The sequence below is a fragment of the Kineosporia sp. A_224 genome (genome assembly GCF_002198655.1).
GTDB lineage: Bacteria > Actinomycetota > Actinomycetes > Actinomycetales > Kineosporiaceae > R-H-3.
Genome location: NZ_MWLN01000151.1, coordinates 1 through 18,349, shown reverse-complemented (window position 1 = coordinate 18,349; position 18,349 = coordinate 1). Strand labels below are relative to the sequence as shown.

Here is an 18,349-nt window from a genome sequence, read left to right as displayed (position 1 = left end):
GACCGGAGGAGCCCCGTCGTGACGACCACCGCAGGCCGCGTCACCATCGAGCTCGGCCCCTCGTCGCCGCGCGTCGACGCCGCGACCGCCCAGCTGCGCCACCTGTTCCCGGTGACCGGGGTCGACGTCCACGTCGGCTACGGCCCGCCGCCGGACGGGTACCGGGTCGTCGACGCCTGGCGGGTCATCCCGTCGGCCGCCCGCCCGCTCTTCCTCGTGCCCGTCGACGCCGGTGCCGCCCGCCGGCTGCTCACGTCGCACAACCGGCTGCGCGGGCCCAAGGTGCGCGCCGCCCGGACGGCGGCCTCGCTCGCGGTCGCGGGCCTCGCGGCCGTGTCCGGCGAGCGCACCGTGCTGCGCGCCAGCGTGCCGCGCGACGTCCCCGACGACGCCGTCGACGCAGCCCTCGTGACCCGGCACCTGCGCCGGCACGTGCCGGGCGCCGTCGCGACGGCCGTGAGCCTGCGCGCCTTCCACCCGCTCGCCAAGCCGACCGTCCAGGTCACCGACGTCCGGGGCCGGGTCGTCGCGTTCACCAAGGTCGCGTCCGACCCGGCGACCGGCGACCGCGTCGAGCGGGAGGCGGTCCTCCTGCGCGACCTCGGCGCCGGCCTGCCCGGGCCCGCCGTCCGGCTGCCGCGGGTGCTCGACCACGGCACCGTCGGGCCGTTCACCGTGTCCGTCGTCGAGCCGCTCCCGCAGGCCACCCGCGGCGCCCGCCGGGACGACGAGGACCGGGTCCTCGACCGGCTCGCCGCCTTCGCCGCGGCCTTCGACGACCCCCTCGACGGCTCCGGCCCGGCGACCACCCCGCTGCGCACGACCGCGCTCTGGGCCGAGCTCACCGCCCGGGTCCGCACCGTGGCCGGCCCGGACTGCACCCGCCCCGACCTGGCCGACGCCCTGCGCGCCCTCACGGAGAGCGTCGAGCAGGCGGACGGCGCCCGGCCCGTCGCCGTCGGCGCCTTCCACGGCGACTGGGTGCCCTGGAACATGGGCTGGGCCGGCGACACCCTCTGGGTCTGGGACCTCGAGTACGGCAGCCGGCAGGGCCCCGTGGGGCTCGACGCGCTGCGCTGGGTCTACCAGTGCACCCACGTCCTCGACGGCGTGACCTTCACCGAGGCGGTCGCCGCGATGGCCGCCGCCGGGCCCCGCGTCCTCCCCCGGCTCGGCGTCGCCGCCGACGACGTCCCGGACCTGGTCCGGACCCTCGTCCGGGTCCACCTCGTGGCGGTCCTCTCGACGGCCCTCGCGGCGCTCGCCGCGGGCCGCGGGCTGCCGCCTGGCCTCGACCCGGACGCCGCCGACGTCCTGCACGCCTGGACGGCACCATGATCGTCCCCGGCCAGAGACCGGCCGCCGCCACCGACCGAAGTGCACCCGACCGAACCGACCGAACCGACCGAACCGAAGCGGATCCAGGCGTGCAGGTCACCGACAGCCCGACGCAGCCGACGACGGACGACGCCACCGCGGCGTCCGGGGCGACCGCGACCCCCGTCACCGTCGTCATCCCGACCCGCGACCGGGACCACCTGCTCGTCCGGGCCCTCGCCGGCATCGCCGCGCAGGACCACCCGGGCGCCGTCGAGATCCTCGTCGTGCGGGACGGCACCCCCGTCACCGACCTCGCGGTCGACCTGCCCGCACGGGTCACCCTGCGGCAGATCACGAACACCCGCTCCCCCGGCCTCGCCGGCACCCGCAACACGGGCATCCTCGCCGCGACCCACGCGCTCGTCGCGTTCTGCGACGACGACGACGAGTGGCTGCCGGGCAAGCTGAGCGCCCAGGTGCCGCTCCTCGAGCGCAGCCCGGGCGCCTCGATCGTGGCGACCGGGATCGTCGTCGTCCACGACGGCACCGAGGTCGAGCGGCCCGGCCCGCTGCACCCCGTGCACCTCGAGGACCTGCTGCTGCGCCGGATCATGGAGCTGCACCCGTCGTCGTTCCTCCTGCGCCGCGCCGACCTCGTCGGCCCGATCGGCCTCGTCGACGAGGACCTGCCGGGCGGCTACGCCGAGGACTACGACCTGCTGCTGCGCGCTGCCGCCGTCGGGCCGGTGCTCTCGGTGCCGCGCCCGCTCACGAAGATCCACTGGCACGGCTCCTCGTTCTACTTCAGCCGCTGGGCGACGATCCACGAGTCCCTCGAGGCGATGCTCGTCAAGCACCCGCAGTTCGCGCAGGTGCCGCGCGGGCTGGCCCGGATCAAGGGCCAGCAGGCGATCGCGCTCGCCGCGATGGGCCGCCGCCGGGACGCCCTCTCGACCGCCGCGCAGACCGCCAGGCTCTCCCGCCGCGAGCCGCGCAGCTACCTCGCCGCGGCGGCTGCGCTCCGGCTGCTCTCGATCGACCGGCTCCAGGCGGCCCTGCACCGCCGGGGGCGTGGCCTGTAGTGAGCACGCTCCCGCCCCCCGTGGGTGGCGACCCTGCGGCGACCAGGACGCAGGTCGCCCGGCACGGCGTCCTCGGCCTGGCCGGCGCCGTGTGCACCGGCGCGGGCGGGTTCGCCCTGACCTTCGCCGTCGGCAGGCTCCTCGACGACCGCGCGACGGGTGAGTTCTTCTCCGCCGTCGCCGCCTTCACCATCGCGACGACGGTCCTGCTGCTCGGCGCCGACACCGGGCTCGTCCGGTCGCTGTCCGGGCTGCGGGCGACCGGCGGGCAGCGGCTGCTCGGCGTCACGCTGCGGGCGGCGCTCGTGCCCGTGCTCGTCGGCTCCGTCGTCGTCGCGACGGCCGTCTGGGCCGCTGCCGGCCCGCTCGCCCGGCTGCTCGTCGACGATCCGGCGGACGCCGCCCGGACCGCCTCCGCCCTGCGCCTGCTCGCGCCGTTCCTCGTGCTCTCGACGCTGTCGACGGCGCTGCTCAACGGCGCGAGCCGGGGCCTGGGCGCGATGCGCACGTACACGCTCTACCAGCAGGTCCTGCTCCCCGTGAGCCGTCCGCTCCTGCTCGTCGTCGCCGTCCTCGGCTTCGGTGCCGGGCTGCACGGGGCGCTCCTGGTCTGGGCGGCGCCGCTGCTCGTCGCCGTCGCCGTCGCCGGCCGCGACGTCCGGGGCCGGGTGCGGGCCGCCGTCCGGCGGGGGGACGAGAAGGCCGCCGACGCCGCCGCGGCCGGCGAGCCGCTGCCGGACCTGCCTGCGGACGGCGTAGCACGCCGGTTCTGGCGGCTCACCGCCCCGCGCGGGGTGGCCGCGACCTTCGAGGTGGTCGTCACGTGGGCCGACGTACTGCTCGTCGCGGCGCTGCGCGGCCCGGTCGAGGCGGGCGTCTACGCCGCAGCGAGCCGCTTCGTCACCTCGGGGACGCTCGCGATGCAGGCGATCCGGCTCTCCATCGCCCCCGCCGTCGCCGCCGCCTTCAGCCGCGGGGACCGCGCCGAGGCGCAGCGGGTGCACCGGTTCAGCACCGTCGGCGCGATCGCCTCGACGTGGCCGGTCTACCTCGGGATGGCGGTCTTCGCGCCCGCCGTCCTCTCCCTCATCGGCCCGCGCTTCGTCGCCGGCGCCGACGCGCTGACGATCCTGTCGATCGCGATGCTCGGCGTCGTCGCGACCGGCAACGCGAACACCGTGCTCAACATGGCCGGCAAGAGCCACTGGGCCGCCGTGAACACCGGCGTCGCGGCGGCCGTCATGCTCGCCGTCGACGTCGCGCTCGTCCCCGGCCTCGGCATGGTCGGGGCCGCCATCGGATGGGGCGCGGCGCTGCTCACCGACGCGGCGCTCGGCACCCTCGAGCTGCGCCGCGGGCTCGGCGTGCGGTCCTGGGACCGCCGGGTCGCCGAGGTGGCCGCGCTCGCCGTCGTCGCCTTCGGCGGGCCGGCGCTCGCCGTCCGTGCCGCCCTGGGGACGTCGCTCCTGGACACCGTCGCCGGGGTCGCCGTCGCGTCCACGGTCTACGGCGGCGCGCTCTGGGTGCGGCGCCGGGCGCTCGGGCTCGACGGCTTCGTCGCCGCCCTGCGCCGCCGGCCCGGTCCGTCCGCGGGCACGGGCACGGGCACAGGCACAGGCACGGTCCAGTCCGGCACCGCGCCGTCCGATGAACCAGATGACCGGATGGACTCCACCACCCGGCCGGCACCGCACCACCCGGCACCGCACAGGAAAGAGGGATCCGCGCTGTGAACGGCCTCGAGAAGCGCGTCAAGGCGCTCATCCCCGAGCAGGCGAAGGACCTCGGCAAGGGCGTCATCCGCGCCTACGGCCAGTCCACGGCGGCGCTGCGGCCGATGCCCGACTTCCTCGTGCTCGGCACCAAGCGCGGCGGCTCGACGTCCGCGTGGCGCTGGATCGAGCAGCACCCGCAGGTGCTGCCGATGGTCGCGCGCTGGGAGCACCACAAGAGCCCGCACTACTTCTACTGGCACTACGCGCGCGGCGAGGCCTGGTACCGCGGGCACTTCCCGACCGCGGCCGCCCGCAAGACCGCCGAGCGCCGGCTCGGCAAGCGCGTCGTCACCGGCGAGGCCAGCCCGTACTACATGTTCAACCCGTACGTGCCGCAGCGGGTCGCGACCGACCTGCCCGACGCGCGGTTCGTCGTCCTGCTCCGCGACCCGGTCAAGCGCGCCTACTCGCACTACTGGGAGCGCGTCGACGAGGGCGTCGAGCCGCTGACCTTCGAGCAGGCGCTGGCCGCCGAGCCGTCGCGGCTCGCGGGCGAGGCCGAGAAGATGGCTGCGGACCCGTACTACTACAGCCGCCTGCACGACTACCACACGTACCGCGAGCGGGGCGTCTACGCGCCGCAGCTCGAGCGCTGGTTCGACGCGGTCGGCCGGGAGCGGGTGCTCGTCGTCGTCAGCGAGGAGATGTACGCCGACCCGGTGCCCGTCATGAACACGGTCTTCGAGCACCTGGGCATCGACCCGTGGCCGGTGCCCAAGGAGGCGCACTTCAACAACCGGCCGGCGCCGAAGATCGACCCGGCGACCGCCGAGGAGCTGCGCGCCTTCTACGCCCCGCACAACGCCGCGCTCGCGACGCTGCTCGGCCGCGACCTGCCCTGGAGCAGCTGACCCTGGCTGTCTGAAGGGGCGGTCAGGGCCGGTCGACCGCGAGCCCGGCGGCCTTGAACTCGGCGACCATCCCGGTCCCGCTGTCGATCCGCAGCGTGCACGAGGTGTCGGAGTCCCAGCGGACGAGCGCCTTGATCCGGGTGCGCTTGCGGAGCACGTCGTCGATGTCGCGGTACCACTGCCGGGACTGCGCCTCGCTGCCGTAGTGCATGCCGTACTCCTGGACGAGCAGCGGCTTGCTCCCCAGGCCGTTCGCGGCGGACCAGTCGTAGAAGCCCTTGACGGTCTGGTCGAACGTCTCCCAGCCGCTCTTGTGGCAGGTGTTGAAGTTGTAGGGGTCGTAGCCGATCCAGTCGACGTACTGGTCGCCCGGGTAGAACGACTTCACGTGCGGGCCGTTGCCGTAGGCGACGTAGCCGGACGTCACCCAGGTCCACACGACGTTGTCGACGCCCTGGGCCGCGAAGACCGACCGCAGGTGCCGGTAGGCCGCGCGGTACTCGGCGGCGGTGCCGTGCTTGGCGTAGGACAGGTCCATCTCGTGGTCGAGCCCGAGCATGACCTTCGTGCCGTAGGCCTTGACCCGCTGCGCCGACGGGACGACGACGCTCGAGTCGTACCTCCCCGCGGCGATGTCGGCCCAGCGGTAGTTCGCGCCCGTCGAGAAGTTCCGGGACTCCCAGTCCAGCAGGAGGATCCGGCTCGACCCGAGGTTCTTCATCGACTGGTCCGGGAACCAGCCGGGGCCGTTGCGGCCGGAGAAGTCGTAGTACATGAGCACGATGTCGAACGGCCGGCCGACCTTGGACTCCCAGGTCTTGACCGTCGTCTCGACGTTGCCACCGCCGTAGCGCCGCGAGTAGATCCCCCAGTAGGCGCCGCAGGAGGGCACGAGGGTCCGGCTCACCGCGCAGCGCGTCGCGAACGGCGCGCCGCCGGCCCGCAGCCGGGGCGTCGGCCCCGGCGCCGCGGCGGACGTCGTGCGCCGCGCGGACGACGTGCCGCCGGCCTTCGTCGGCGCGGCGGTCTTCGAGGTGCCGGTGGCCGTGCCCGTGGCCGTCCCGGTGGCGGAGGCCGGACCCGTCGCGGTGCCCGTCGCGGTGCCCGTCGCGGTGCCCGTCGCCGCAGCGGTGCCGGTGACGGACCCCGTCGGCCCGGAGGTCGTCGCACCCGGGACGGCCGCGGACGACGGCCCGTCGGCGGCCACCGTCGTCACGCCGTCCGAGCCGGCCGGACGCTGGGTCGCGACGACGACGCCCACCCCGGCCACGGCGACCGCGACGAGGGCCGCCACCGTGCGCCGGCGGCGCGTGCGGGCAGCGCGCTCCCGGCGGCGGGGCCGGCGCAGCGACCTGCGGGAGGCGGAGGGCGACGCGTCGGTGAGGTCGAGCTCGGCGTCAGGGCCGTGACCCTGTTCGCTCACGCTACGTGACCTCCTGCACCGGCGGACATGGCCGCGCGACGGCGGACCGCCACGACGACCAGCACGCTAACACGGCAGCCCACACCCGGGCACGGAGCGATCGGGCGACCAGCAGTCACTCTCGGTGACTCAGCAGGCGACGATCAGCGACGACGTCCCCGGCCCGCACGGGCCCGCCGCGACGACCTGGCCTCGGCGACGAGCGCCTCCGCGACCTGCCCGACCCGGTGCACGCCGGGCGGCACGGCGGCCTGCGCCGCCGCCCCGCCGGCAGCCGGGGCCGGCAGCGCACGACGCTGCTCCGCCGCGGCCCTGACCGCCTCGTCGAGCGCGGCCGCCGAGGCGACGAGCGTCACGAGACCGGCCTCCGCGAGCCGGCCGGCGAAGAGCACCTGGTGCCCGTCGACGTGCTCGCCGTGGGCGGGGTCCCGCGGGACGACGACCGGCACGTGACCGGTGCGGCGCGCCTCGGTGATCGTCGCCGGACCGCCGTGGCTGACGACCGCGTCGCTGCCGGAGAACAGGTCCTGGAGCCGGGCGTGGTCGCAGAACGCGAAGGCCTCGAGGTTCGGCGCAGCGGCGGGCGCCGCCGTCCGGCCGTGCTGGAGCGCGACGTCCCAACCCGGGTTCGCGCGGGCCCAGTCCGCGACCCAGCCGACGAGCCGGTCGAAGGGGTGATGGTCGGTGCCGACGCTGACGAACAGCCGCGGGCGCACGCCGCCGTCGGCGCTCACAGCACGCACCCCACGACCTCGGCGTCGCGGTAGAGGCCGCGCTGCTCCTCCCACTGGACGAGCATCCGGCTCGCGAACGGGCGGACGAGCCGGCCGGTGAGGGTCGAGGTGTCGAGCCGGTCGTAGACCTCGAGGAAGACCGCCGGGACGCCGAGCAGGCGCGCGAGCACGAAGAACGGCAGGGCGACCCCGGCGCCGGTGCTCAGGACGACGTCCGGCCGCTCCTCGCGCATGACCCGCCAGGCCAGCCCGAGGTTGCGCACGAGGTTCGGCAGGTGCCGGGTCGTCGGGTGGTACGCCCAGGTGACGGACTCCCCGGCGAGGATCGAGACGGCGTCCGGGGTGTCGAAGCAGACCCAGTGCCGGTCGTGGGCCGCGCTCCACGGGTCGAGCGCCGTGAGCTGGGCGAGGTGCCCGCCGCTGGACCCGACGAGGAGCAGCCGCAGCCGCTCGCCGCCCGCCGCACCCGGGGTGCCGTCACCGGTCGCGGGGGCGGCGTCGCCGGCCGCGCGCTGCCCGGGGAGGGCCACGGTCCACGGGCCGCCGTGGCCCGTCGTCACTTCGCTCGTCACTGCCCGTCCTGTCGACGCCACCCACCCCGGGTGAACGTCACCATCCTGCCGTGTCGACGACGCAGCGTCAGGCATTTCGGGAGCGATGTCGACCGCGCTCACGGTCGGTGACGTCTCGGCGGCGCCGGACGGGTCCGCCGGGCCGACAGGGTCGGGTGTCATGCCCTTCCCGTCGGCCGGCCGGCCCGCACGTTGAGGGGGCGGGCGGACGACGGCCGTCCGGGTGAGGCGATGACGGTGCGTTCAGCCCTGGTCGAGGATCATCCCCGCGGCGACGGTCGCGTTCGTCGCCTCGTCGACGAGCACGAAGCCGCCCGTCGTCCGGTTGCGCCGGTACTCGTCGGCGAACAGCGGCTGCGTCGTCCGGAGCACGACCCGGCCGATCTCGTTGAGGCCGAGCCCGGCGGGGCTCTCCTCGCGGTGCAGGCTGTTGACGTCGAGCCGGTAGCGCACGTCCTTGACGAGGGCCCGCGCCGTCCGGGTCGTGTGCTTGATGGTGAGCTTGGCGCCCTTGGCGAGCGGCTTGTCGGCCATCCAGCAGACCATCGCGTCGACGTCCTGCGTCGCCTTCGGCGCGTTGTGCGGGCGGCAGATCATGTCGCCCCGGGAGATGTCGATCTCGTCGGTGAGCCGCACGGTGACGGCCATCGGCGGGAACGCCTCGTCGACGGGGCCGTCCATGGTCTCGATCGCCGCGATCCGGCTCGTGAAGCCGCTCGGCAGCACCATGACCTCGTCCCCGGGCTTGAGGACGCCGCTCGCGACGGTGCCCGCGTAGCCCCGGTAGTCCGGGTGCTGCGCCGACTGCGGCCGGATGACGTACTGCACCGGGAACCGGACGTCGATGAGGTTGCGGTCGCTCGAGACGTGGACGTGCTCGAGGTGGTGCAGCAGCGACGGCCCGTCGTACCAGGGCATGTTCTGCGAGCGCGTGACGATGTTGTCGCCGAGCAGCGCCGAGATCGGCACGACCGTGAGGTCGGGCACGTCGAGCTTCGTCGCGAACCGGGTGAACTCGTCGGCGATCGACTCGAAGACCTCCTGCGAGTAGTCGACGAGATCCATCTTGTTCACCGCGAGCACGAGGTGCGGCACCCGCAGCAGCGTCGCGATGAACGCGTGCCGCCGGCTCTGCTCGACGAGCCCCTTGCGGGCGTCGACGAGGACGATCGCGAGGTCGGCGGTCGAGGCGCCGGTGACCATGTTCCGGGTGTACTGGATGTGCCCCGGGGTGTCGGCGATGATGAACTTGCGCCGCGGGGTCGCGAAGTAGCGGTAGGCGACGTCGATGGTGATGCCCTGCTCCCGCTCGGCCCGGAGGCCGTCGGTGAGCAGCGCGAGGTTCACGTACTCGTCGCCCTTGGCCGCGCTGGCCTTCTCGACGGCGTCCATCTGGTCCTCGAAGATCGACTTCGAGTCGTAGAGGAGCCGCCCGATGAGCGTGCTCTTGCCGTCGTCCACCGAGCCCGCCGTGGCGAACCGGAGCATGTCCATGCCGGCGTGTCCCACTGTCAGAAGTACCCTTCCCGCTTGCGGTCCTCCATGGCGGCCTCCGAGAACTTGTCGTCCCCGCGGGTGGCACCGCGTTCGGTGATCCTCGTGGTCGACACCTCCTCGATGATCGCGTCGAGCGTGTCGGCCTCGCTGCGCACCGCGGCGGTCAGCGAGGCGTCCCCGACGGTGCGGTAGCGCACCTTCTCGGTGAACAGGTCCTCGCCCGCCTTCGGGCGGCAGAACTCGTTGTTGGCGTAGAGCATCCCGCCGCGGTCGAAGACCTCGCGCTCGTGCGCGAAGTAGATGCTCGGCAGGTCGATGCCCTCGCGCTGCACGTACTGCCAGATGTCGAGCTCGGTCCAGTTCGACAGCGGGAAGACCCGGATGCTCTCGCCGCCGTGGATCCGGCCGTTGTACATCGACCACAGCTCGGGGCGCTGGTTCTTCGGGTCCCACTGGCCGAACTCGTCGCGGAAGGAGAAGACGCGCTCCTTGGCGCGGGCCTTGTCCTCGTCGCGCCGGGCGCCGCCGAAGGCCGCCGTGTAGCCGCCGGCCTCGAGCGCCTCGAGGAGGACCGGCGTCTGGAGCCGGTTGCGGGTGCCGTCGGGCAGCTCGTGCACGGTGCCGGCGGCGATCGCGTCGGGCACGCTCGCGACGACCAGCTGGACGCCGAGCTCGGCGACCCGGCGGTCGCGGAACTCCAGCACCTCCGGGAAGTTGTGCCCGGTGTCCACGTGGAGCATCGGGAACGGGATCTTCGCGGGCCAGAACGCCTTCTCCGCCAGGCGCAGCATGACGATCGAGTCCTTGCCGCCGGAGAAGAGCAGCACCGGCTTCTCCAGCTCGGCCGCCACCTCCCGGAAGACGTGGACCGACTCCGCCTCGAGCGTGTCGAGCTGGGAGAGCCGGTACTCGGTGGTCCGGCGCTCCGGGGACGGGTGGGTCATCGGGCTCCTCCAGCGGGCGCGCCGGCTCGGACCGTGGTGAGGGCCGTGGTCAGCGCGAGGATCTGGGCCGCCAGCTCGGGGCGGCAGACGACGAGGTCGGGCAGGCGGGGGTCGGGGCGGTTGTAGACGAGCGGGGAGCCGTCGACGCGGCTCGTGTGCAGCCCGGCGGCGCGGGCGACGGCGACGGGGGCGGCGGAGTCCCACTCGAACTGGCCGCCGGCGTGGACGTAGGCGTCGGCCTCGCCGGTCCAGACGGCGGCGCACTTGACGCCGGCCGAGCCCATCGGCACGAGGTCGGCGCCCAGCTCCGCGGCGAGCGCGGTGGCGATCTCCGGCGGGCGGGACCGGCTCACCGCGAGCCGGACCGGCGCCCCGGCGGGCCGCGGCGGGACGACGGGGGCGGCGTCCGTGCCGTGGACGACGCCGCGCGCCGGCAGCGCGACGGCACCGGCGACGAGGTCGCCGCCGGCCCACAGGGCGACGTGCACCGCCCAGTCGTCGCGGGGCGGCTCGGAGAACTCGCGGGTGCCGTCGAGCGGGTCGATGATCCAGACCCGGTCGGCGACCAGGCGCGCGGACGAGTCGGCGGCCTCCTCGGAGAGGACGGCGTCGCCGGGCGCGTGCTCGGCGAGCAGGGCCGCGAGCACCTCCTGGGCGCGGGCGTCACCGGCGTCCTTGAGGTCGCGGCCGGTGAGCCCCTGCGTCCGGACGGTGAGCAGCGCGTCGCCCGCCGCCTGTGCCAGCAGCCGCGCGAGGCGCGCGTCGTCGTGGCCGCTCATCTCACCCTTTCGGTCCAGTGCGGGGCCGGTGCGTACCGGGCCGCTCACCCGGTGACGCTAACCCACGGCAGCCGTGGGCCCGCACCATCGTCCCCCGAAGGGTCGCGGGACGTCGTGCGCGGTCGCACTGCGAGACGTCGGCGCCCGGGGCGCGGATCTTGAGCGCTCCCGGCCGACGAGCGCGGGCGTCAGTAGGCGCCCTGCGGGCGCAGCACGGCCCGGGCGGTGCGCCAGAGGATGACGGCGTCGAGCGCGAGCGACCAGTTGTCGACGTAGCGCAGGTCGAGGAGGACGGACTCCTCCCAGGACAGGTCGCTGCGGCCGCTCACCTGCCACAGCCCGGTGACGCCCGGGCGGACCCGGAGCCGCCGGGTCGCGTCGTGGTCGTAGCGCTCGACCTCGCACGGCAGCGGCGGCCTCGGGCCGACGAGCGACATGTCGCCGCGGACGACGTTGACGAGCTGGGGCAGCTCGTCGAGCGAGAACCGCCGGATGAACGCCCCGACCCGGGTCACCCGGGGGTCGGCACGGACCTTGAAGAGCATCTCGCCGCCCTCGTTGAGGTGCACGAGCCCGGCCTTGCGCTCCTCCGCGTCCACGACCATGGAGCGGAACTTGAGCATCGTGAAGGGCCGGCCGGCCGCACCGACCCGGGTCTGCCGGAAGAGCACCGGCCCCGGGCTGTCCAGCTTCACGGCGACGGCCACCGCGAGCATGGCGGGCGCCGCGAGGACGAGCAGCGCCGTCCCGAGGACGGCGTCGACGAGCACCTTGAGCACGCGCCGGCCGCCGGCGAAGGCGGGCCGCTCGAGGTGGAGCAGGGACAGGCCCGCCACCGGCCGGATCGTCAGGCGCGGGCCCGCGACCTCGACGATGCCCGGGGAGACGACGAGCTCGACGTCGCGCTCCTCGAGGGCCCAGGCGAGCCGGCGCAGCGCGTGCCCGGACAGGTCCGGGTGCGAGACGACCGCGACGACGTGCACCCCGAGCTCGTCGACGGCCTCGAGGATCCGGCCGAGGTCGCCGACGACCGGCACGTCAGCGACGTGCGAGACGTGGACCTCGACCGCGGGCACGCACGCCCCGACGACGACGAGCCCGTGCTGCGGCTCGTTCCGCAGCTTGTCGGCGACGGCGACCGCGGCGTCGGCCCGGCCGACGACGAGCACGTGCTGCATCGCCCGGCCCTGCCGACGCAGCCGGAAGAGCCAGCCCCGCAGCGTGTGCCGGGACAGCATGGTGAGGGCCAGGGTCAGTGGGACGACCCCGCCGACGTACAGCCGGGAGAGCTCGGCCCGCAGCGAGAACGACGCGACCGTGAGCACCGTGAAGAGCACGAACCCGCCGGTGAGGATCCGCCGGTACTCCTCGGTCCCGGTGCCGAGGAACCGCGGCTCGTAGGCCCGGTTCCAGGCGAGGACGGCGACCCAGACGAGCGGGAGGACGGCGCACAGCGCGAGGTAGCCGAGCCCGATCCGGCCGGAGAACCGCGCACCGGCGACGGCCGCCGACGCCAGGAGGGCCGCCGTCGCGTCGAGCGCGAGCGCCGCGGCGCGGTAGCGGGCGACGATCCGGGACGCCTCGTCGGAGCGCCCCGTCGTCCGGGCCGTGACCTCGACGAGGGTGCGGCGCCAGACGGGCTCCGCCCGTGGGCCCGCTGCCCCGCGAGTCCCGTCTTGAGCACCCTGAGAAACTGATTCTGCACTGAGAGTTACATCTTGTTCGGTCTCCAGCGACACGAGGTCACCCCGGCTCGTGGTCATCACGTACGGCGACCCGCCCCCGAGTCGCGCTCGCCCCTACGCCACCGAACGTAGCCCGCGCGCGCACACTCATCGTGTGATTCGCGTTTCTTCCGTCGGATCCGGTCGCGCGGAGGGCGGTGATCCCCGCCGTGCGGCGATCGGCCGGGGACGGACGTCCCGAACGTCGTCGCGCCGACCGTGGGCCCACGCGGGCAGCCGCTCGCGGGACGACCGGGCTCAGTACGCCCCGGTGCCTCGCACGACGGCCCGCGCCGTCCGCCAGAGGATCGTCACGTCGAGCATGAGCGACCAGTTGTCGACGTAGCGCAGGTCGAGCAGGAGGGACTCCTCCCACGACAGGTCGCTGCGGCCGCTGACCTGCCACAGGCCGGTCATCCCGGGGCGGACGCGGAGCCGGCGGGTCGCGTCGTCGGTGTAGACGGCGACCTCCTCCGGCAGCGGCGGCCGCGGCCCGACGAGCGACATGTCCCCGCGGACGACGTTGACGAGCTGGGGCAGCTCGTCGAGCGAGAACCGGCGGATGAAGGAGCCGACCTTGGTGACGCGCGGGTCCTCGCGGACCTTGAAGAGGATGTCGTTGCCCTCGTTGAGGTGGGCGAGCTCGCCCTTGCGGTCCTCGGCGTCGGTGACCATCGAGCGGAACTTCAGCATCGTGAAGCGCCGGCTGTTGGCGCCGATGCGGGTCTGCCGGAACAGCACCGGGCCGGGGCTCTCCAGCCGGATCGCCGCGGCGATCGCGAGCATCACCGGTGCCGCGAGCACGAGCAGGAGCGCGCCGGTGACGGCGTCGAACGCGATCTTGGCGACCCGCCGCCCGCCGCTGATGACCGGGCGCTCGAGGTGCAGCAGCGACATCCCGGCGACGGGGCGGATCGACAGCCGCGGGCCCGCGACCTCGACGATGCCCGGGGAGACGACGAGCTCGACGTCCCGCTCCTCGAGGGCCCAGGCGAGGCGGCGCAGCGCGTGCCCGGACAGGTCCGGGTGCGAGACGACCGCGACGACGTGCACCCCGAGCTCGACGACCGCGTCGAGGATCTGGTCCGGGTCGCCGACGACGGGGACCCCGTGGACGTGCGAGAGCTGGACGCCGGCCGGCGGCACGCAGGCCCCGACGGCGACGAGGCCGTGCTGCGGCTCGTGGTCGAGCTTCTCGATGACGGCGACGGCGGCGTCCGCGCGGCCCACGACGAGGACCTTCTGCTGGCCCTGGCCGCGCAGGCGCAGCTTGAACAGCCAGGTCCGCAGCATGTGCCGCCCGACGAGGGACAGCACGACGGTGAGCGGCACCGCGGTGAGCACCCACTGCCGGGAGAGCTCGGCCCGCAGGGTGAAGGAGGCGACGGCGATGACCGTGAAGAGCACGAACGCGCTGTACGCCGTCCGCCGGTACTCCTCGGTGCCGGTGCCGACGTACCGCTTCTCGTAGGCCCGCTGCAGGCCGAGGACGACGAGCCAGGCCGCCGGGAGGACGGCCGTGAGGACGACGATCCCGATCGGCCAGCGCATGTCGAACCGGACGATGCCGGCGACGGTCGCGGCGAGCAGCGCGCTCGCGCCGTCGATCGCCATCGCGCGGCGCCGGTAGGACTCGAGGATGCCCTGCGCGTCGTCGTCCGCGATGTCGGGGCGGGGCAGCCGGGTGGTGCGGGTCGTGAGGGGCTGCGGACGCTCGGAGATGTCGAGGTGCTCGGACAGGCTCAGCCCGTCGAGGCCGCCCCGGCCCAGCACGGCACCGAGGTCGCCGTCGCCGACAGCGATCTCCGGGTCGCCCGGCGCAGGACGCCGGAACGCCTCGGGCTCCATGCCCAAGGACACGCGCTTCACCCCATCGCTCGAACCCGACACCCGTCGACCGGCCTGGCCGGGCCCGGTCGAGTCCGACGATAGGCGTGCGGGGGTCGGCAGGTGGGGACAACGCCGGAAAACAGGCGGCGCGGCGGGTGCTGTCAGCGCTGGTAGACCCGCACGTAGTCGACGCGGTAGTCGGCCGGGAACGTCGTCGTCGCGTCCGGGCTGCCCGGCCACGAGCCGCCGACGGCCATGTTGAGCCGGATGACGAACGGCTTGCCGAACGCCTCGTCGAGCCACGGGGTCGTCGCCGTCGTGCGGGTGTAGGTGAGGCGGTCGTCGACGTACCAGCGGATCACGCCCGGCTCCCACTCGGCCGCGTACGTGTGGAAGCCGGCGCTCGGGTCGACGTCCGTCGTCGCGGTGAAGGTCTGCCGCGGGTGGGTGCCGCTGTAGTCGTACCAGACCGTCTGGTGGATCTTGTTCCACTCGGTGCCGCCGGGGCCGCTGCCGATCGTCTCGAGGATGTCGAGCTCGCCGGTCCCGCCACCGGCGGGCCGCATCCAGAACCCGGGCCACAGCCCCTTCGAGACGCCCTGCGCGGTCGGCAGCTGGGCCCGCATCTCGATCCGGCCGTACTGCCAGGCCGCCGTCGTCCGGAGCATCCCGGAGGTGTACTCGCGGCCCGAGGGGAAGCGGGCGTCCCGGTCGCCGCAGCGGACCGGCGCGGCCTCCCGGCGGGCCCGGATCGTCAGCACGCCGCCGCTCGTGAAGACGTTCTCCGGCCGGTCCATGAGGCAGGCCAGCTCGGAGTTGCCGTCGCCGTACGTCGAGAGGTCGTCGACCTTCCAGCGGGTGGCGTCGACGTCGGCGCCGTCGAACTCGTCGGCCCACTTCAGGGTCCAGCCCGCGCGGGTGGTGCCGGTGGGGTCGCCCGGCGTGCCCGGGTCGGCCGGCGGCGGGACGACGGGTGTCGCGTCCCGCAGCGTGACGTCGTCGACGAGCACCGACGCCCCGGCGGGCAGCCGCACCCCGAGGACGTTGACGTCGACCGTCGCGCCCGTCGTCCGGGCGGTGTAGACGGTCGAGACCTTGTGCCAGCCGGTGTCCGGCAGGGTCATGGTGCCGACCTTCTGGCCCAGGTAGGTGCGGCCGCGGTACTCCATGAGCCGCAGCGAGACCGCCCGCCGCGGGGTCGACGAGCGCACCCAGGCCGATGCGGCGTAGACGTGGCCCGCGGTGGTCGAGCGGACGGTGTTCACGGTGTCGTTGACGACTCCCGTGCGGGTCGTCGTCGCGGCGTTCCGCAGCCGGACCGCGTAGCCGCCGCCGTGCCCGCCGGCCACCCGGGCGAGGGCGAACGAGGACGACGCGAACCAGCCCGTCGTGCTGCGCTCCATCGTCGGGTTGGCGACGAGGTTCGTCGTGGCGGCGCCCGCCTGCGGCGCGGCGACGAGCAGGCTCACCGTGCTCGCGACGGCCGCCGCGGCGGCGGCCGCCGCGAGCCGGTGCGGGGCGCTGCGGCGGCCCCCGGCGGGCCGGGTGCCGGCGGTGCTCGGGTCCTGCGTGCTCATGCTGCGTGCTCCCCCGACGGCTGCTCGACGACAGCCGGTGCATCGGCGGGAGCGGCGTCCGGGCTTGACCCGTCGGGGGCGGCGTCCCACCGATGGGTGCGCAGGACCACCCGGACGGAGCACGTCGGAGGGCTCAAGGTCGGCGCGGCCCGGCGGGTCGTGACGTTTCGTCAGGGTCCGGGCGGCGGCGTTGGGCCGTCCGGGGGCGGCCGAGCGGTGCGGCGGGTCAGCGCCGGACGGTGTTCACGGCGCCCTGCGCCCGCTCCCAGCCCTGCCGCAGGACGTCCAGGGCGGCGTCCGCCGCGTCACCGACGAGGAGGGCGACCTCCTCGCGCTGCGAGGAGGGGAAGTCCTTGAGGACGAAGTCGGCCGGGTCCTGCCGTCCGGGCGGGCGGCCGACGCCGACGCGGACCCGGCAGTAGTCCTTCGTGCCGAGGGACTGGCTGATCGAGCGCAGCCCGTTGTGACCCGCCTCGCCGCCGCCGCGCTTGAGCCGGACCTCGCCGAACGGCAGGTCGAGCTCGTCGTGGACGACGAGGACGTTCGCGGCCGGGATCTTGAAGAACTTCACGAGACCGCTCACCGGGCCGCCGGACTCGTTCATGTACGACGACGGCTTCGCGAGGACGGCGCGCGGCCCGGGCCGGCCGCCGACCGGCGGCAGCCGCACCTCGCTGACCTCGGCCCGCGAGCGGTGCGCGGAGAACCGGGCACCGAGCTCGGCGGCGACGGCGTCGAGCGCCATCGCGCCGACGTTGTGCCGGTTGCCGGCGTACTTGGGCCCGGGGTTGCCGAGGCCGACGACGAGCCAGACTGCGTCCGGGTCGCCGCCGGCCACGGCGGGGTCGTTCACGCTGCTGAACCTGTGCTGGTCGTGCCTGCCGGCAGGACCGGTCAGGCCTCGGTCGCTGCCGCGGCGCCGGCGGCCTGGGCCTCGGCGTCGGCCGCGACGGCGGCCTCGTCAGCGGCGTCGGACGACGAGCCCGGCGTCGAGATGAGCAGGACGAGCGCCTCGGGGTCGGACACGAGCGTGGCACCCTCGGGGAGCTTCACGTCGGCGGCGTTGATGTGCGTGCCCTCGCCCGCGCCGTCGATGTCGAGCTCGATCGACTTCGGGATGTGGGTGGCCTCGACCTCGACGGAGATCGTCGTCATGTCCTGCGTGACGATCGTGCCGGAGACCGGCGACCCGACGAGGTGCAGCGGGACGTCGACGGTGACCTTCTCGCCGCTGCGGACGAGGATGAGGTCGACGTGCTTGATGAAGCCCTTGGTCGCGTGCCGCTGGACGTCCTTCGGCAGCGCGAGCTGCTTCTTGCCCTCGATCTCGAGCGCGAGGAGCGCGTTCGAGTTCTTCAGCGCGAGCATCGTCTCGTGGCCGGGCAGGCTCACGTGGACGGGGTCGGTGCCGTGGCCGTAGAGCACGGCGGGCACCTTGTTCTCACGGCGCAGGCGCCGCGCGGCGCCCTTGCCGAACTCGGAACGGGTCTCGGCGGAGAGCTTGACCTCGGCCACTGTGTAACTCCTCGTCGTCCGGGCGCTGTCGCCCGGTGGTCCTCGATGGCGGTGCAACGGTCTGCGGGGCCACGGCGTGGGCGCGGGCGCGACAGCGTCTGCACCGCGTCGATCACGGGGCCGCATCGCGGCCGACCCTCGCCGAGGCAACCTGGCCATGCTAGCCGCCCGGTCGCGCCGGGCTGAAATCGCCTGCGTGTCAGGACCGGGTGAGGACGGCGTTCGCGGTGTTCGTCGGCTCGGTGTCGTCGACCCAGGCCCAGGCCGACCGGTTCGTCGAGCGCTTCGTCATCGTGATGTCGGCGCCGAGGGCGCACAGGCCGTCGCCGGAGCGAGTCGTGCGCTGGTGCAGCCGCAGCACGCTCGCCGTCGGCGTCCCGACGACGTCCACGACGCCGGTGCAGCCGAGGGTCGACGAGGCGATCGTGCCCCGGTCGGCACCGCGGCCGAGCCGCATCGTCACGTCGAACGAGGTGACGATGCCGCCGCGCTGGGTCGCGGTCCCGGTCCAGACCCCGGCGAACGAGCGCGGGACGCCGTCCTCGGCCGTCGGCGTCCCGGCGGGTGCGGACGTCGGGCGGCGGGTCGCGGTCTTCGTGCGGGCGGTCTTCGTGCGGGTCGCGGACGGCGAGGGGGTCGCCGTCGCGGACGGCTCCGGGTCGGCGGTCGGCGGCGCCGTCGTGGTCGGGCCCCTCCGTGGTCCCGCAGGCCGGGGCCGGTGCGGCA

15 protein-coding genes and 1 pseudogene are annotated in these 18,349 nt (G+C 74.6%); 4 read left to right on the top strand and 12 right to left on the bottom strand.

Going from position 1 to position 18,349, the window contains the following annotated elements:
- The first annotated feature begins 18 nt into the window (after positions 1–18).
- From EDJALFJO_RS13380 to EDJALFJO_RS13365, 4 genes are all read left to right on the top strand, one after another.
- On the top strand, positions 19–1,338 hold the full coding sequence (locus EDJALFJO_RS13380) for a hypothetical protein (RefSeq protein WP_088285992.1): 1,320 nt from the start codon (positions 19–21) through the stop codon (positions 1,336–1,338).
- 176 nt (positions 1,339–1,514) lie between these two features.
- A complete protein-coding gene (locus EDJALFJO_RS13375) occupies positions 1,515–2,402 on the top strand; it encodes a glycosyltransferase family 2 protein (protein ID WP_369812529.1) in 888 nt (295 codons plus the stop codon).
- A 20-nt stretch (positions 2,403–2,422) separates the two neighbouring features.
- A complete protein-coding gene (locus tag EDJALFJO_RS13370) occupies positions 2,423–4,135 on the top strand; it encodes a lipopolysaccharide biosynthesis protein (RefSeq protein WP_158220421.1) in 1,713 nt (570 codons plus the stop codon).
- Positions 4,132–5,028, top strand: a complete 897-nt coding sequence (locus EDJALFJO_RS13365) for a sulfotransferase (RefSeq protein WP_088285986.1) — start codon at positions 4,132–4,134, stop codon at positions 5,026–5,028. Before EDJALFJO_RS13370 ends, EDJALFJO_RS13365 begins: the two co-directional genes overlap by 4 nt.
- A 22-nt stretch (positions 5,029–5,050) precedes the next feature.
- On the opposite strand, the gene EDJALFJO_RS34330 is transcribed toward EDJALFJO_RS13365, so the two are convergent.
- The 12 genes and pseudogenes from EDJALFJO_RS34330 to EDJALFJO_RS34325 form a co-directional block, all read right to left on the bottom strand.
- A complete protein-coding gene (locus tag EDJALFJO_RS34330) occupies positions 5,051–6,451 on the bottom strand; it encodes a glycosyl hydrolase (RefSeq protein WP_088285984.1) in 1,401 nt (466 codons plus the stop codon).
- A gap of 143 nt (positions 6,452–6,594) precedes the next feature.
- A complete protein-coding gene (locus EDJALFJO_RS13355; protein ID WP_198950263.1) occupies positions 6,595–7,185 on the bottom strand; it encodes a glycosyltransferase in 591 nt (196 codons plus the stop codon).
- Positions 7,182–7,631: a UDP-N-acetylglucosamine--LPS N-acetylglucosamine transferase gene (locus tag EDJALFJO_RS13350; protein ID WP_369812528.1), complete on the bottom strand. Its 450-nt coding sequence runs from the start codon at positions 7,629–7,631 to the stop codon at positions 7,182–7,184. Before EDJALFJO_RS13350 ends, EDJALFJO_RS13355 begins: the two co-directional genes overlap by 4 nt.
- Positions 7,632–8,000: 369 nt before the next feature.
- Entirely contained in the window at positions 8,001–9,251 is a 1,251-nt protein-coding gene (gene cysN / locus EDJALFJO_RS13345; protein ID WP_088285994.1) for a sulfate adenylyltransferase subunit CysN, read from the bottom strand.
- Between the two features lie 17 nt (positions 9,252–9,268).
- Positions 9,269–10,198, bottom strand: coding sequence for a sulfate adenylyltransferase subunit CysD (cysD, locus tag EDJALFJO_RS13340; protein WP_088285978.1), 930 nt, complete (start codon positions 10,196–10,198; stop codon positions 9,269–9,271).
- Complete coding sequence (locus tag EDJALFJO_RS13335) at positions 10,195–10,977, bottom strand: 3'(2'),5'-bisphosphate nucleotidase CysQ (protein WP_088285976.1); 783 nt, start codon at positions 10,975–10,977, stop codon at positions 10,195–10,197. The genes cysD and EDJALFJO_RS13335 overlap by 4 nt, the downstream gene beginning before the upstream one ends.
- Positions 10,978–11,165: 188 nt before the next feature.
- Positions 11,166–12,740, bottom strand: a complete 1,575-nt coding sequence (locus EDJALFJO_RS13330; protein WP_088285974.1) for a sugar transferase — start codon at positions 12,738–12,740, stop codon at positions 11,166–11,168.
- A gap of 219 nt (positions 12,741–12,959) precedes the next feature.
- Entirely contained in the window at positions 12,960–14,561 is a 1,602-nt protein-coding gene (locus tag EDJALFJO_RS13325; protein ID WP_143448556.1) for a sugar transferase, read from the bottom strand.
- A 131-nt stretch (positions 14,562–14,692) separates the two neighbouring features.
- Positions 14,693–16,108: a family 16 glycosylhydrolase gene (locus EDJALFJO_RS13320; protein WP_088285970.1), complete on the bottom strand. Its 1,416-nt coding sequence runs from the start codon at positions 16,106–16,108 to the stop codon at positions 14,693–14,695.
- 226 nt (positions 16,109–16,334) lie between these two features.
- The gene (pth, locus tag EDJALFJO_RS13315; RefSeq protein ID WP_233149850.1) at positions 16,335–16,961 is read right to left on the bottom strand and encodes an aminoacyl-tRNA hydrolase; all 627 of its coding nucleotides are present in this window, start codon (positions 16,959–16,961) and stop codon (positions 16,335–16,337) included.
- A gap of 41 nt (positions 16,962–17,002) precedes the next feature.
- On the bottom strand, positions 17,003–17,623 hold the full coding sequence (locus EDJALFJO_RS13310; protein ID WP_198950261.1) for a 50S ribosomal protein L25/general stress protein Ctc: 621 nt from the start codon (positions 17,621–17,623) through the stop codon (positions 17,003–17,005).
- 199 nt (positions 17,624–17,822) lie between these two features.
- A pseudogene (locus EDJALFJO_RS34325) lies at positions 17,823–18,349 on the bottom strand (hypothetical protein); the annotation flags it as partial.

Bases quoted from the DNA above. Each gene is read 5' to 3' on its own strand.
- cysN (WP_088285994.1), bottom strand. From the start codon at position 9,251: ATGGACATGCTCCGGTTCGCCACGGCGGGCTCGGTGGACGACGGCAAG.
- cysD (WP_088285978.1), bottom strand. From the start codon at position 10,198: ATGACCCACCCGTCCCCGGAGCGCCGGACCACCGAGTACCGGCTCTCC.
- EDJALFJO_RS13335 (WP_088285976.1), bottom strand. From the start codon at position 10,977: ATGAGCGGCCACGACGACGCGCGCCTCGCGCGGCTGCTGGCACAGGCG.
- EDJALFJO_RS13330 (WP_088285974.1), bottom strand. From the start codon at position 12,740: ATGACCACGAGCCGGGGTGACCTCGTGTCGCTGGAGACCGAACAAGAT.
- EDJALFJO_RS13320 (WP_088285970.1), bottom strand. From the start codon at position 16,108: ATGAGCACGCAGGACCCGAGCACCGCCGGCACCCGGCCCGCCGGGGGC.